The 14013-nt window shown below is 70.4% G+C and carries 12 protein-coding genes; 4 read left to right on the plus strand and 8 right to left on the minus strand.

Annotated features, from left to right (window positions below):
• The first annotated feature begins 245 nt into the window (after positions 1-245).
• Positions 246-1436 carry a pyridoxal phosphate-dependent aminotransferase gene (locus ACSU6L_RS17475; RefSeq protein ID WP_437057880.1) on the plus strand — a complete coding sequence of 397 codons (1191 nt, stop codon included), beginning with the start codon at positions 246-248 and terminating at the stop codon, positions 1434-1436.
• Between the two features lie 103 nt (positions 1437-1539).
• Here ACSU6L_RS17475 and ACSU6L_RS17480 read toward each other — a convergent pair whose 3' ends face one another.
• Both ACSU6L_RS17480 and clpB read right to left on the minus strand, forming a co-directional pair.
• The gene (locus ACSU6L_RS17480) at positions 1540-2067 is read right to left on the minus strand and encodes a YbjN domain-containing protein (protein WP_073943133.1); all 528 of its coding nucleotides are present in this window, start codon (positions 2065-2067) and stop codon (positions 1540-1542) included.
• Positions 2068-2190: 123 nt separating this feature from the next.
• On the minus strand, positions 2191-4806 hold the full coding sequence (clpB, locus tag ACSU6L_RS17485; RefSeq protein WP_437057882.1) for an ATP-dependent chaperone ClpB: 2616 nt from the start codon (positions 4804-4806) through the stop codon (positions 2191-2193).
• A gap of 99 nt (positions 4807-4905) precedes the next feature.
• Between clpB and ACSU6L_RS17490 the strand changes: the two genes are divergently transcribed.
• Positions 4906-5325, plus strand: coding sequence for a pyridoxamine 5'-phosphate oxidase family protein (locus tag ACSU6L_RS17490; protein WP_437057884.1), 420 nt, complete (start codon positions 4906-4908; stop codon positions 5323-5325).
• 142 nt (positions 5326-5467) lie between these two features.
• Here the strand turns inward: ACSU6L_RS17490 and ACSU6L_RS17495 are convergent, their stop codons facing one another.
• Complete coding sequence (locus ACSU6L_RS17495; protein WP_043502721.1) at positions 5468-5803, minus strand: hypothetical protein; 336 nt, start codon at positions 5801-5803, stop codon at positions 5468-5470.
• Positions 5800-6012 (minus strand): hypothetical protein, encoded by a 213-nt coding sequence (locus tag ACSU6L_RS17500; RefSeq protein WP_143204258.1) that lies wholly within the window; start codon positions 6010-6012, stop codon positions 5800-5802. Before ACSU6L_RS17500 ends, ACSU6L_RS17495 begins: the two co-directional genes overlap by 4 nt.
• 154 nt (positions 6013-6166) lie before the next feature.
• Between ACSU6L_RS17500 and ACSU6L_RS17505 the strand changes: the two genes are divergently transcribed.
• Positions 6167-7150, plus strand: a complete 984-nt coding sequence (locus ACSU6L_RS17505; protein WP_073943130.1) for a helix-turn-helix transcriptional regulator — start codon at positions 6167-6169, stop codon at positions 7148-7150.
• Positions 7151-7187: 37 nt separating this feature from the next.
• Here the strand turns inward: ACSU6L_RS17505 and ACSU6L_RS17510 are convergent, their stop codons facing one another.
• A complete protein-coding gene (locus ACSU6L_RS17510) occupies positions 7188-8222 on the minus strand; it encodes a helix-turn-helix transcriptional regulator (protein WP_073943129.1) in 1035 nt (344 codons plus the stop codon).
• Between the two features lie 299 nt (positions 8223-8521).
• A complete protein-coding gene (locus ACSU6L_RS17515) occupies positions 8522-9631 on the minus strand; it encodes a sugar ABC transporter substrate-binding protein (protein WP_437057887.1) in 1110 nt (369 codons plus the stop codon).
• A 217-nt stretch (positions 9632-9848) separates the two neighbouring features.
• Between ACSU6L_RS17515 and ACSU6L_RS17520 the strand changes: the two genes are divergently transcribed.
• Complete coding sequence (locus ACSU6L_RS17520) at positions 9849-12263, plus strand: PA14 domain-containing protein (RefSeq protein ID WP_437057889.1); 2415 nt, start codon at positions 9849-9851, stop codon at positions 12261-12263.
• A 96-nt stretch (positions 12264-12359) separates the two neighbouring features.
• On the opposite strand, the gene ACSU6L_RS17525 is transcribed toward ACSU6L_RS17520, so the two are convergent.
• Positions 12360-12812, minus strand: a complete 453-nt coding sequence (locus ACSU6L_RS17525; RefSeq protein WP_073943125.1) for a heat shock protein transcriptional repressor HspR — start codon at positions 12810-12812, stop codon at positions 12360-12362.
• Between the two features lie 5 nt (positions 12813-12817).
• The gene (gene dnaJ, locus ACSU6L_RS17530; RefSeq protein ID WP_073943124.1) at positions 12818-13993 is read right to left on the minus strand and encodes a molecular chaperone DnaJ; all 1176 of its coding nucleotides are present in this window, start codon (positions 13991-13993) and stop codon (positions 12818-12820) included.
• Positions 13994-14013 lie beyond the last annotated feature (20 nt).

Genomic DNA, 14013 nt, shown 5'->3' on the forward strand with positions numbered 1-14013 from the left:
TGATGCCGATGACCATGGCGTCACCCTCCTTTCAGTTCCCCCGAAGCGGCCCCCCGTGGGCGCCTCGTGTGGTGCGTGAACCGGGGATGCCCGCCGTGCGCGACGGTCAAAGCAGAGTTGAGGAACTTCTGAGGGTCCTACCAGCAAAAAGACCCCTGGCCTGCGCTCAACTGCAGGTCGGGGGCCGTGCGTGACCGACCGGCTGGGCGAACGCTGGTTGAGGAAGGCCGGGGCTTCGGCGCAGGATGGCCGGCATGACCTCCACCGAGCGCCCCTTCCTCAACCGCAGCCTCGCCGAGTTCGGGACCACGATCTTCGCCGAGATGTCGGCGCTGGCCCTGCGGACCGGGTCGATCAACCTGGGCCAGGGATTCCCCGACACGGACGGCCCCGAGGAGATCCGGGAGGCGGCCGTGCGGGCGCTGCGGGACGGGCGCGGCAACCAGTACCCGCCGGGCCCGGGCGTCCCCGAGCTGCGCACCGCGATCGCCGCCCACCAGCAGCGCCGGTACGGGCTGTCGTCCGACCCGGACAGCGAGGTGCTGGTGACGGCCGGCGCGACGGAGGCGATCGCCGCCGCGCTGCTGGCGCTGCTGGAGCCCGGCGACGAGGTGATCGCGCTGGAGCCGTACTACGACTCCTACGCGGCCTGCATCGCCATGGCGGGCGGGCGCCGGGTGCCGGTGACGCTGCGGCCCGACGGGGCCGCGTTCCGGCTTGACCTGGACGAGCTGCGGGCCGCCGTCACCGACCGCACCCGCCTGCTGCTGATCAACACCCCGCACAACCCGACCGGCACCGTACTGACCCGCGCGGAGCTGACCGCGATCGCCGAGCTGGCGGTGGAGCGGGACCTGCTGGTGGTGACCGACGAGGTCTACGAGCATCTGGTGTTCGACGACGCCGAGCATCTGCCGCTGGCCGGCTTCCCCGGCATGCGGGACCGTACGGTGACCATCGGCAGCGCCGGCAAGAGCTTCTCGTTCACCGGCTGGAAGGTCGGCTGGATCACGGCGGCGCCCGCGCTGGTCAGCGCCGTGCGGTCGGCGAAGCAGTACCTCACCTACGTGGCGTCGGGGCCCTTCCAGTACGCGGTCGCGGAGGCGCTGGCGCTGCCCGAGTCGTACTTCGCCGGGTTCCGCGCGGACATGCACGCCAAGCGGGATCTGCTCGCGGCGGGACTCGCGGAGGCGGGGTTCGGTGTCTTCCGCACCTCCGGCACCTACTTCATCACCACCGACGTCCGCCCCCTCGGCGAGAGCGACGGTTTCGCCTTCTGCCGCGCCCTGCCGGAGCGGGCGGGCGTGGTGGCCATCCCCAACGCGGTCTTCTACGACCACCGCGATCAGGGGGCGCCGTTCGTGCGCTTCGCGTTCTGCAAGCAGACGGGGGTGCTGGAGGAAGCCGTACGGCGGCTGAAGTCGCTCGCGGGCTGAACCACCGCGTCCACGCGGTCACCCACCAGGCGGTTTCCCACAGGCTGTGGAAGGGCGGACGGCGCGCCGCCGCCCGCCCCGGTCCTCGCGGAGGAAGCCTTGACTACTCCTCGTCCTCGGGCTTCTCCGCGTCGTTGATGTCCTGCTCCAGGCCCAGCTGCTCGGCCAGCCACCGGTCGAACTCGATGGCCGCGCGCACCCAGCTGACCGTCGACGACACGAAGAACTCCAGGTTGACCCCGGGGCCGATCAGCATCTGCGCCTCACCGATGAGGCGGACGGTGCCGTCGTCGTGGGTGTGCGTGTAGACCTTCGGCCACAGGGTGCGCCGGTTCCAGTCGTCGATCGACTCCAGCAGCTGGGGCTTCTCGTCGATCTGGTGGGGGCGGTCGTAGAAGGTCCGCACCGAGAAGACCTGCTGGTCACCCTCGCCGCGGAACATGAAGTACGTACGGAACTGCTCCCACGGCGCCGCGAGGTCGCCCTCTTCGTCGACGACGTACTTCAGCTCCATCTGGTCCAGGAGCTGCTTCACAAGGTCCTGATTCGGGACGACGGGGCCCGCCGGTCCTTGGGGCTGCGGCTGGGGCTGGCCCCCGAAGTTCGGAATCGAGGACGGGTCGATGCTCACCGTGAATTTCCCTTCGTACGGATTCCGCCATCCTCCCCCATGCGGGGCGGGGGGTGGCAAGCCCTCGCCCCGCCTGTCGGGGGACCGTCGGCATGATCCGGCCGGTCGGGTCACACGAGCGGGTCAGAGCGTCTTGCCCAGGTCCGCCGGTTCCGGTGTCGCCGGGCCCACGAGGAGGCCGTTCTCGAAGGTGTCGACGCGGACCGTGTCGCCGTCCTTGATCTCGCCGGAGAGGATCTCCTTGGCGAGCCGGTCGCCGATGGCGGTCTGCACCAGGCGGCGCAGCGGGCGGGCGCCGTAGGCCGGATCGTTGCCCTCGTCGGCGAGCCAGGCCAGGGCCTCGGGGGTGACCTCCAGGGTGAGGCGGCGTTCGGCGAGGCGCCGGGCCAGCCGGTCGATCTGGAGGCGGGCGATCCGGGCCAGCTCCTCCTTGGTCAGCGAGGAGAAGACGACGAGGTCGTCCAGGCGGTTCAGGAACTCCGGCTTGAAGGCCGTCCGCACCACCTCCAGGACCTGCTCCTTCTTCTCCGCCTCGGTGGTCATCGGGTCGACCAGGAACTGGCTGCCCAGGTTGGACGTCAGCACCAGGATCGTGTTGCGGAAGTCGACCGTGCGGCCCTGCCCGTCCGTCAGACGGCCGTCGTCCAGCACCTGGAGCAGGATGTCGAAGACCTCGGGGTGGGCCTTCTCCACCTCGTCCAGCAGGACCACGCTGTACGGGCGGCGGCGGACCGCCTCGGTGAGCTGGCCGCCCTCCTCGTAGCCGACGTATCCGGGCGGCGCGCCGACCAGCCGGGCCACGCTGTGCTTCTCGCTGTACTCCGACATGTCGATGCGGACCATGGCCCGCTCGTCGTCGAAGAGGAAGTCCGCCAGGGCCTTCGCCAGCTCGGTCTTCCCGACGCCGGTCGGGCCCAGGAAGAGGAACGAGCCGGTGGGCCGGTCGGGGTCGGCGATGCCGGCGCGGGACCGGCGTACGGCGTCGCTCACCGCGCGCACGGCCTCCGTCTGCCCGATCAGGCGCTTGCCCAGCTCGTCCTCCATGCGCAGCAGCTTCTGCGTCTCGCCCTCCAGGAGGCGTCCGGCGGGGATGCCGGTCCAGGAGGCGACGACGTCGGCGATGTCGTCGGCGCCGACCTCCTCCTTGACCATCGTGTCCTTGGAGGCCTCCTCCTCGGCCTCCGAGGCGGCCTCCAGGTCGCGTTCGACGGCCGGGATCTCGCCGTACAGCAGCTTCGACGCGGTGTCGAAGTCGCCGTCGCGCTGAGCGCGTTCGGCCTGGCCGCGCAGCTCGTCCAGCTTCTCCTTCAGCTCGCCGACCCGGTTGAGGGACTGCTTCTCCTTCTCCCAGCGGGCGGTGAGGCCGCGCAGCTCCTCCTCCTTGTCGGCGAGGTCGCGGCGCAGCTTCTCCAGGCGTTCCCGGGAGGCCTCGTCGGTCTCCCGGCTGAGCGCCAGCTCCTCCATCCTGAGCCGGTCGACGGCGCGCTGGAGCTCGTCGATCTCGACGGGGGACGAGTCGATCTCCATGCGGAGCCGGGAGGCGGCCTCGTCGACGAGGTCGATGGCCTTGTCGGGGAGGAAGCGGGAGGTGATGTACCGGTCGGAGAGGGTGGCGGCGGCGACCAGCGCGCTGTCGGCGATCTGGACCTTGTGGTGGGCCTCGTAGCGCCCCTTGAGGCCGCGCAGGATCGCGATGCTGTCCTCGACGGACGGCTCGGCGACCAGCACCTGCTGGAAGCGGCGCTCCAGCGCCGGGTCCTTCTCGATGCGCTCGCGGTACTCGTCGAGGGTGGTGGCGCCGACCATGCGCAGCTCGCCGCGGGCCAGCATGGGCTTGAGCATGTTGCCGGCGTCCATCGCCGAGTCGCCGCCGGCGCCCGCGCCGACGACGGTGTGCAGCTCGTCGATGAAGGTGATGATCTGGCCGTCGGAGTCCTTGATCTCGGCCAGGACGGTCTTCAGCCGCTCCTCGAACTCGCCCCGGTACTTGGCGCCCGCGACCATGGCTCCGAGGTCGAGCGCGACCAGCCGCTTGTCCTTCAGGGACTCGGGCACGTCGCCCTTCACGATCCGCTGGGCGAGGCCCTCGACGACGGCGGTCTTGCCGACACCGGGCTCGCCGATGAGCACGGGGTTGTTCTTCGTACGGCGGGACAGCACCTGGACGACGCGCCGGATCTCGGTGTCCCGGCCGATGACCGGGTCGAGCTTGCCCTCGCGGGCGGCGGCGGTGAAGTCGGTGCCGAACTTCTCCAGCGCCTTGTACTGGCCCTCGGGGTCGGCGGTGGTGACCCGGCGTCCGCCGCGCGCCTTCCGGAAGGCCTCCTGCAGCTTCTTGGCACTGGCGCCCTGCTGGGTGAGCAGGTCGGCGGCCTGGCCGCCCTTGGCGGCGATGCCGAGCAGCAGGTGTTCGGTGGACAGGTACTCGTCGCCGAGGTCGCGGGCGCGGCTCTGCGCGTCGGCGATGGCGGCGAGCAGTTCGCGATTGGGCTGGGGCGGCGCGACGGTGGACCCGGTCACGCTGGGCAGCCCGGCGAGGATCTTCTCGGCTCCGGCGCGGACGGCCGCCAGGTCCGCCTCGACCGCCGCGAGCAGGTCGGTGATGTTCTCGTTGTCCTGCCCCTGGAGCAGCGCGAGGAGCAGGTGGGCCGGGGTGAGGTCGGGGTGGCCCTCGGTCACGGCCCGGTTGCTGGCCGCGTTGATCGCGTCCCGGCTCCGGTTGGTCAGCTCGGCGTCCACGTTCGCGTTCTCCTCCTGGCGTCAGCCGTCATCCATACTGACGTGGGTAACGTACACAAAGTTGAGTCTATTCCACTCAAGGCAGTGAGGGGCAGTCCCATGGCCACCCATTCCGTAGACCCGGGTTCCCCCGGCCCGGAGTACCTCGCCTTCTGGCGGGAGCGGCACCTGTGCACGCTGACGACACCCCGCCCGGACGGCAGCCCGCACATGGTGCCCGTGGGGGTGACCTACGACCCCGAGGCGCGGCTGGCCCGGGTGATCGCGAGCAAGTCCAGCAGGAAGGTGCAGAACGTGCTGGCGGCGGGGGCCGAGGGGGCGCGGGTCGCCGTCTGCCAGGTGGACGGCAGACGCTGGGCGACGCTGGAGGGCCGGGCCTTCGTGCACACCGAGCCGGAGCGGGTGGCGGAGGCGGTGCGGCGGTACGCCGAGCGCTACGAGCGAACGCCGGGACCCAACCCGGAGCGGGTGGTCATCGAGATCGAGCTGACCCGGGCGATGGGCAGCAGGACCCGCTGAAGAGCCGGTTTCAGCCAACCGCCGATCTGGCCGGAACCTGCATACACCTGGCAAAACTGCAGCGGCGTCACCGTGTTCAGGTCACGGTGACGCCGCTGCGGGGGGAAGTACCTGAGCGATCTTTTACGACGGGGGAATCGCGTCAGGCACTGCGGGGGGTGGCCGAGATGGTCATGGGGTCCGGGGTCTCCGGCTCCGCCAACCGGTGGTCACGCTGGTCGAGATTCACAAAGATCATTCCGTACCGGATGGCGCACCGCACGGGTTGCGGCGCACCGCGAGGCCGACGCAGGCACCGGTACGCCCGTACGTCGCCGTCCTCGTCCCGGGTGACTACGACCGGCTCACCGAACACGGTCACCATGAGCGAGTCACCGTTGTGGGGGATTGCGGTGGCCAGGTCGATGAAGTGCCAGCCGGAACGGTACGCGGTGGCCATTTCACGCCGGAAGGATCGGTCGTCGGGTGGAGTGGTCATGCGTCCGCGCCCACCGGCTCCGACCAGCCGACGTCCTCGCCGCCGGCCACGACACTCCAGCCGACGTCGCCGGGCGTCGCCTCGACGGACCAGCCGACGTCCCCGGTCACGTCCGCCGCGCTCTCCACCTGGGCAGGGGTCCGCCAGCCGACGTCGAGAGGACCGGCCGCCAAGGCCAGCGCCGGAGCAACGACGGCAGTAGCAAGCACCGAGCGAAGCATTCTCTTATTCATGGTCGGCTTCGTCCTCACTTGATGGCTTCCTCTCCCCCGCGAAACAAGACGATGGCTCATTCAGGCACGTCAATGCCACCAGGGAGATGCATCATGTTCCTGCACGTTCAGGACCCTGGGGGGTGGAGATTTGTCACCGAAGAGCACAAACCCGACACATCCTCACGGCATTGCTGAGCTGTGCGCCGACGGATCGCGGCTGTACGCCGCCGCCCTCAGCTCCGGGCGGATCGCCCGCGACGAGGTCAAGCCCGCTCCCTGCCTGCTTGAGTTCGCTCTCCTCCACCCCGACCCGGATGACGCGAACTGGCTGCGCCCCGTTCCCCCGTCCATCGTGCTCGCCCAGCAACTCCAGCCCCTGGAACGCGAGATACAGGACCGTCGGCGGCTCTCCGTCGACCTCACGGACACCTTCCAGCCCTTCCTCGCCATCAGTGCCCAGCAGCCGGCGGCCACCCACGCCATCACCGTGCTGGAGGGCATCGACCGGATCCATGCCGCGCTGGACGTGGCGATAGCCGAGGCCCGCACCGAGGTACTGACCGTACAGCCGGGGGGCAGCAGGCCGGAGCACATCCTCAGTCAGGCGCTCAAGCGCAGCAAGCCGCTGATCGAACGCGGCATCTCGGTCCGCACCCTGTACCAGCACACCGTGCGGCACAGTCAGAGCACCTTCGCGTACATGGAGGGCATGGCCGGCGCCAAGGTCGAGATCCGCACCCTGGAAGAGCTGATCGAACGGCTCATCATCTGCGACTCCACGGTCGCCTTCATCCCGGCCCAGGACGACCGCCAGGTCGCCCTGGAACTGCGCCACCCCGGCCTCGTCCAGTACCTCATCCGGGTCTTCGAACAACTGTGGCAGCGGGCCGTGCCGCTGATGGAGGAAGTGCCCTACGAGTCCACCCCGGAGGGCATCACCGGCGTCCAGCGCTCGATAGCCAAACTGCTCATCGAAGGCCACGTCGACGAGGCCATCGCCCGCCGCCTCGGCATGAACGTCCGCACCTGCCGGGCCCACATCGCCAAACTCGCCGCCGCCCTCGGCAGCGGCAGCCGCGCCCAACTCGGCTACCTCATCGCCCAGGCGGGGATCCTGGACCGGGACCGCTGAGCCGGAGCGGGCCGCTCCCGGGAGCCGGGCCCACGGCTCACCGGACACTCGGTGACTCACGCCCGGGAGCGGTCAGGCCCGCGGCTGGCGGCGGCCCGTCGAGGCCCACCTGGGCGATCCGCACCCCGAGTTGCGTGCGGCTCGCCGCGCCCAGCGTCTCGCACAGCCGGGCGATGTGGGCGCGGCAGGTGCGGACGCTGATCCCGAGCCGTTCGGCGATCACCGCGTCCTGGTGGCCCTCGGCGAGCAGCGCGGCGATGGACTGCTCGCGGTGCGAGATGCCCTCGATGCCGGTGTCGGGGAGCGCGGCGGTGAGCGGGATCGCGAGCCGCCACAGCCGCTCGAAGACGGTCACCAGGTAGGCCACCAGGCCGGGATGACGCAGTTCCAGGGCCATCGTCCGGTCGGCGTTGGCCGGGATGAAGGCGACCGTGCGGTCGAACAGGATCAGCCGCTCGATCACCTCGTCCAGGGTGCGGGCCTCCACCGCGTCGCCCATCAGGTCCAGGTAGTTGAGCAGGCCCTGCCCGTGCCGGGCCACGTGGTTGTACAGGTCCCGCATCCGTACGCCCCGCCCGCGCAGCGCCAGGGCCCGGTGCAGGCCCTCGGACAGTTCGTGCTCGCGCCGGATGCCGCCGGGCTGCACGGTCAGCACCTCGGTGGTGCAGGCGGCCGTCGCCTCGTCCAGCGCCGCCTGGATGCGGGCCGGCCCGTCGAGCACCCGGATCGCGGCGGTGCCCTCGCCCGCCGCGGAGTCGGCCGTACGGCCGCCCAGGCCCGCGTACCACTCGAAGGCGGCCACCGCCGAGCCCACCCGGCGCTGGCTGGCGCTGATCTCGTCGTGGACGCCGCGCAGCAGCCGGGTCATGACCTCCTGCGGGGAGGTCGGCACCAGCCACTCCATGTCGTCCGGGTCGGGGTGCAGCAGGGCGAGGTCCAGCAGGCAGGGGGCCGCGGCGGCGTCACGGCGGGACACACGGCCGCGCCGCACGGCCCGGGAATACACCCGATCCCCGGCCTCGCACAGTCGGTCAGCACCGTGTGGATGCCCGTCCGTCCCGTGCCCGGCCATCGCCCATCCCACCCCCGGTTTCCACGTCTTCCGCAGCGCAACTATGCGCGGAGCGAACCTGCTCCGCAACACGCCTCTCTCCACGGTGACCGCCGGAAACCACCGGTATGCGGGCTTTCGCACCCGCCCCGGTCCGTCACATTCCGACAACGGATGGCAACCATTCGTTGCCGCCCTGCGCGATCCGCCCCCAAGTCCCCCGTTGAACGTTCACACATCGGAAACCCAGAAGGGGAGTTCGCGCCGATTTGACGTGAACTCCCCTTACGGAAGCCTTGGAAGTCCGGAGGACTTGTCGTCTACTTCAAGCCCAGCTCCGCGCAGGCCGCCTTGTACGGCGCGGTGCAGATCTCGGAGACCTTGTAGATGCCGTCGGAGACGACGGTCTGCTTGATGTTGTCCCGGGTCAGCGCCACCACGGAGACCAGCTGCGCGGGGATGTCCTGGTGGCTCGGGCTGTCGACCCGGTCCCGGGTCAGGGCGTCGAACTGGATGTCCTTGCCCTGCACCTTGGCCACGGCCATCTCGGCGGCGGCCTCGGCCTCGGCCGGGTAGGACTTGTAGACGCTCATGTACTGCTCGCCGCTGATGATCCGCTGCACGCCCGCCAGCTCCGCGTCCTGGCCGGTGACCGGCGGCAGCTTGGTCACGCCGGCGGCCTCCAGGGCCTTGATGACACCGCCCGCCATGCCGTCGTTGGCGGAGTAGACACCGGCGATGTTGCTCGCGCCGATCGCCGCGATCGCCTTGGCCATGTTGGCCTCGGCGTTCTCCGGCTTCCAGTCCTTGGTGTCGTAGGTCTGGGCGATCCGCACCTTGCCGTTCAGCTCGGACAGCGCGCCCGCCTTGAACTGCTTGGCGTTCGGGTCGGTCGGCGACCCGTTGATCATCACGATCTTGTCGGAGGTGTCGACGTCCGGGCCCATCGCGTCGAGCAGGCTGCGGCCCTGGACCTCGCCGACCAGCTCGTTGTCGAAGGAGATGTACGCGTCGATCGGGCCCTCGGCCAGGCGGTCGTAGGCGATGACCGGGATGCCCGCGTCCTTGGCCTTCTTGACGCCGTCGGCGATGGCGTGCGAGTCGACCGCGTCCAGCAGGATGACGTCCACCTGGTCGTCGACCATCTTCTGCAGCTGCTGGGCCTGCTTGCTCGCGCTCGCCTCGGCGTTGGCGTACTCGACCTTGCCCCGGTTCTCGGTGAGCTGCGCGACCTTCGCCCGGATGATGGGGTGGTCGAACTTGTCGTAGCGCGTGTTCGCCTTCTCCGGCAGCAGCAGACCCACCGTGATGTCGTTGCCCTTGGTCGGCGTCGCGTCGCCGCCGTCGCTGCTCGCGTCGAGCACACCGCAACCGGCGAGCGACAGGGCCAACGAACACGTGGCCACGGATATGGCGATACGACGACGCATGGAGGGGCTCACTTCTGATGTCTTCCGGACGTGGGTGCAGCTCTGCGACCCATGTGACTGAAAAGCCAACGCGGCGGCGGGCCCCAGCGTCAAGCAAAACTACTTAACGAGATGACAACACCACATTCCGCTTCGCCCCGTACAACCAATCACGTTCGGCACGTGTCGTGATCACGAGGACCCCGGCCCGGAGGTCCGATCCCGACCAGAGGACCGAATGAAACCAGCCAGACGCACCACCGCCACCGCCCTGGTACTCGCCACGGCCGGCGGGGTGCTCGCCACGGTCGCGAGCCCCGCCGCCGCGACCGCCAGCTGCGCCTCCCCTGTCTTCACACGCCAGTTCTTCGCGAACACCACTTTCTCCGGCACTCCGAAGAAAACGGACTGCGACTCGGCCGTCGACCAGGACTGGGGAACGGGCGCACCGGTCTCCGGCGTCCCGTCGAACAACTTCGGCGTCCGCTGGACCGTCACCCGCGACTTCGGCTCCGGCGGGCCCTTCACGTTCACCGCCTCCGCCCAGGACGGCGTACGCGTCTACCTCGACGGCACCCGCAAGGTCGACCTGTGGAAGAACGTGTCGACGACCGCCAAGCAGACCGTCAACGTCACCATCCCCTCCGGCAAGCACACCCTGCGCGTCGACTTCGTCAACTGGACCGGCACCGCGAACGTCAAGTTCGCCTACACGCCCCGCACGTCCGCCACCGTCGACAAGGTCAAGCCGCTCGCACCGACCGGCGGGGCCGTCACCTACGACAACGCCACCGGCAAGGCCAAGTTCACCTGGTCCAAGAACAAGGAGATGGACCTCGCGAACTACCGCGTCTACCGGCGACTCAAGGGCGCGTCCTACCCCGCCACCCCGCTGGCGACGACGACCGCCACCTCGTACACCGACTCCACCCTGCCGAAGACCGGCGCCTCCTACTACTACGAGGTGCGCGCCGTCGACAAAGCCGGCAACGTCTCCGGCGGCAGCGCCGACCAGCTCGTCACCACCATCGACAAGACGCCGCCCGCCGCGCCGTTCGTCGAGTGGGACGCGTGCCCGCCCGACCAGCCCTACGCGGCCCCGCAGCTGGTCACCACCGCGGCGAACGCCGCCGACATCGCCTGGTACGAGATGCAGCGGCTCGACGCCGCCACGAACACCTGGAGCACCGTCTACTCCGGCGCCAAGGGCGCGATCTGCGACACCGGGTACCCGGCCGACGGCAGCAAGGTCACCTACCGGGGCCGGGCCCGGGACGCCGCCGGGAACTGGTCGGCGTACTCGGCCGCCACGACGTTCACCACCCCCGACCTGACCCCGCCGGCCCCCGTCGCGGACGTCCGCGTCGAGTACCGGGAGGGCGTTCCGCACCTGGTCTGGTCGCCCGTCACCGGGGCCGCGTCCTACCGAGTCGTCCAGTACGACCCGGCGACCGGCGGTCATGTCGACGCGCTGCCCGGCGGGGGCACCACCACGGAGACCGACGTGGTGCCGCGCCAGGTGGCCGCCGTCGCCGACAGCTACCGGTACGCGGTGCGCTCGGTGGACGCCAAGGGCAACGCCGCCAAGCCGGTGGAGATCACGCTGAAGATGGCCGACCGGCCGGAGGCGATCCCCGCGTTCAAGACCACCGCCAACAGGTTCGGCGAAGGCGTAATGGTCTCCTGGAGCAGCGTCGACCCGTGGATCATCGACGAGGGGCCCTTCCCTGAGTACAGGATCGTCCGCACCGACCCGGCGACCGGTGAGAGCGCCGTCGTGGACCAGTGCAAGCCGAACTCCTCGTACGACAAGCCGCTGGAGGCCCCGGCCGTCTACGTGACGTGGGCGGACGACGACGCCCCCTACTCCGCCCGCAAGCAGATCAACGGCACCTGCTGGGACGTCCAGGGCAACTCGGAGACGACGTACGAGTACCGCATCGTGACCGTCGACCCGTACGGGAAGGAGTCGCAGCCCGGCCCGGCCGCCACGGCGACCACGCCGGACACCGTGCGCCCGGCACCGGTCGAGAACCTGGCCGCGGAGCACATCCCGCTCGGCGTCCGCCTGACCTGGACCCCGCCGACCGCCGACGACGACGTCACCGGCTACCACGTGTGGCAGGGCGTCAAGGACCCGGACAGCGGTGAGACGGTCTGGGAGGAGAACTGCTGGAGGAGCAGCTCCATGGCCGCCACCGAGATCATCTGCCCGACGGTCCCCGACGGCGCCGCCCACGTGTACAAGGTGGCAGCCAGCGACGGTCGGCTCCAGTACGACGACGAGCCGATCGACGTCCTGCACCCCGCCGAGATCTCGGTGACGCTGCCCGACACCCGGCCGCCGGGCTGGACCGCGACCGACGTCACTCAGGACCAGTACCCGGAGCTCTACGTCCGCTGCGGGCAGACCATCTACGACATGCCCTGCGAGAACCACACGGACTACCGCTGGGAGAAGTGGGACCCGGCCGCCGGGACGTGGACCCTGTTCGCCACGGGCAAGGTCGACGACCCGCAGTTCCACATGGACCGGACGGTGCACGAGGACCGGCTCGGCCTGTACTACTACCGGGCGGTCTACATCGACCCGGAGGGCAACGAGAAGGTCGTCCAGGAGGACGCCTACGGCATCTGGGACGACTGGCTCTGACCGGACGCGAGACGGAAACGAACTGACCCGTCGCGAGACGCGAGAGGGGCCCGGAGGAACGTATCCTCCGGGCCCCTCGACGCGTTCGCCGCCCGGTCAGTCCGACTGCTGCTGGCGCTTCGGCCGCCACACCACCAGCGCGCTGGTCTGCTGGACCTCCTGGTACGGGACCAGGTCGCGCCGGTACGACGCGTGCACCGCGGCCTCGCGCTGGCGCATGGCCGCCGCCGCGCCGTCGAGCGCGGACTGCAGCTCGGCGACCCGGGCCTGCAGGGCCGCGACCTGGTTCTCCAGTTCGATGATGCGCTTGATGCCGGCCAGGTTGATGCCCTCGTCCTGCGACAGCTGCTGCACCTGGCGGAGCAGTTCGATGTCGCGGGCCGAGTAGCGGCGGCCCCGGCCCGCGGTGCGGTCCGGGGAGACCAGGCCCAGGCGGTCGTACTGGCGCAGCGTCTGCGGGTGCAGGCCGGAGAGCTGGGCCGCCACCGAGATGACGTAGACCGGGGTTTCGTCGGTCAGTTCATACGGATTGCGTCGACGGCCGTCCATCAGACTCATGCTCCCTTCGCGGCCTGGAACAGCTCCGCCCGCGGGTCCTCGCCCGCGGTCGCCTCGCGATACGCCTCGAGTGCGTCACGAGCCTTCCCCGACAACTCCGTCGGGACACTCACCTCCACGGTGACCAGCAGATCCCCGTGCGTCCCGTCCTTGCGGACCGCGCCCTTGCCCCGCGCCCGCATGGTGCGCCCGTTGGGCGTGCCCGGGGGCAGCTTCAGGGTGACGGCCGGGCCGCCCAGGGTCGGCACCCGGACCTCCCCGCCGAGCGCCGCCTCCGCGAAGGTCACGGGGACGGTGACGGTGAGGTTGTCGCCCTTGCGGCCGAACACCGGGTGGTCCTTGACGTGCACGACCACGTACAGGTCGCCCGCCGGGCCGCCGCGCTCGCCCGGCGCGCCCTTGCCGCGCAGCCGGATCCGCTGGCCGTCGCTCACCCCGGCCGGGATGCGCACCTGCATGGTGCGGGACGACTGCGCCCGGCCGCTGCCCTTGCAGACCTCGCAGGGGTGCTCCGCGATCAGACCGCGGCCCTTGCAGTCCGGGCACGGGTCGGTGAGTGAGAAGCCGCCGCCGGAGCCGCGCGCGACCTGGCCGGTGCCGACGCAGGTCGGGCACACGCGCGGTGTGCCGTTCGTGTCGCCGGTGCCGGAACAGGCCTTGCACGGTGCCTGCGAGGACATCCGCAGCGGGACGGTGGCGCCCTCGATCGCCTCGATGAAGCTCAGGGTGACCTCGGACTCGATGTCCTGGCCGCGCCGGGGCTGGGTGCGCGTGGTGCCCGGCCCGCCCCGGTTGAACAGGCCGCCGAAGACATCGCCGAGGCCTCCGCCGAAGCCGCCGCCCCCGCCGCCGCCCTGGGCGCCGCCGAAGAGGTCGCCCAGGTCGAAGTTGAACGATCCGCCGCCGGCGCCGGGGCCGGGCCGGAAGCCGCCGTTGCCGAAGAGGGCGCGGGCCTCGTCGTACTCCTTGCGCTTCTTGGGGTCGCCGAGGACGTCGTTCGCCTCGGAGATCTCCTTGAAGCGTTCCTCGGCCTTGGCGTTGCCCTTGTTGGCGTCCGGGTGGAACTCGCGGGCGAGCTTCCGGTACGCCTTCTTGATCTCGGCCTCGGTGGCGTCCTTGGGGACGCCGAGGACCTTGTAGTAGTCCTTCTCGATGAAGTCCTTGGTGCTCATCCCCGACGTCCCTCCTCTCC

The sequence above is a fragment of the Streptomyces sp. enrichment culture genome (genome assembly GCF_964272855.1).
Classification (GTDB): domain Bacteria; phylum Actinomycetota; class Actinomycetes; order Streptomycetales; family Streptomycetaceae; genus Streptomyces.

Excerpts from the sequence above, each read along its gene's own strand:
- dnaJ (WP_073943124.1), bottom strand. The coding sequence starts at position 13,993 with ATGAGCACCAAGGACTTCATCGAGAAGGACTACTACAAGGTCCTCGGC.
- ACSU6L_RS17515 (WP_437057887.1), bottom strand. The coding sequence starts at position 9,631 with ATGCGTCGTCGTATCGCCATATCCGTGGCCACGTGTTCGTTGGCCCTG.
- ACSU6L_RS17490 (WP_437057884.1), top strand. The coding sequence starts at position 4,906 with ATGGCCACCCATTCCGTAGACCCGGGTTCCCCCGGCCCGGAGTACCTC.
- ACSU6L_RS17525 (WP_073943125.1), bottom strand. The coding sequence starts at position 12,812 with ATGGACGGCCGTCGACGCAATCCGTATGAACTGACCGACGAAACCCCG.
- ACSU6L_RS17475 (WP_437057880.1), top strand. The coding sequence starts at position 246 with ATGGCCGGCATGACCTCCACCGAGCGCCCCTTCCTCAACCGCAGCCTC.
- ACSU6L_RS17510 (WP_073943129.1), bottom strand. The coding sequence starts at position 8,222 with ATGGCCGGGCACGGGACGGACGGGCATCCACACGGTGCTGACCGACTG.
- ACSU6L_RS17520 (WP_437057889.1), top strand. The coding sequence starts at position 9,849 with ATGAAACCAGCCAGACGCACCACCGCCACCGCCCTGGTACTCGCCACG.
- ACSU6L_RS17495 (WP_043502721.1), bottom strand. The coding sequence starts at position 5,803 with ATGACCACTCCACCCGACGACCGATCCTTCCGGCGTGAAATGGCCACC.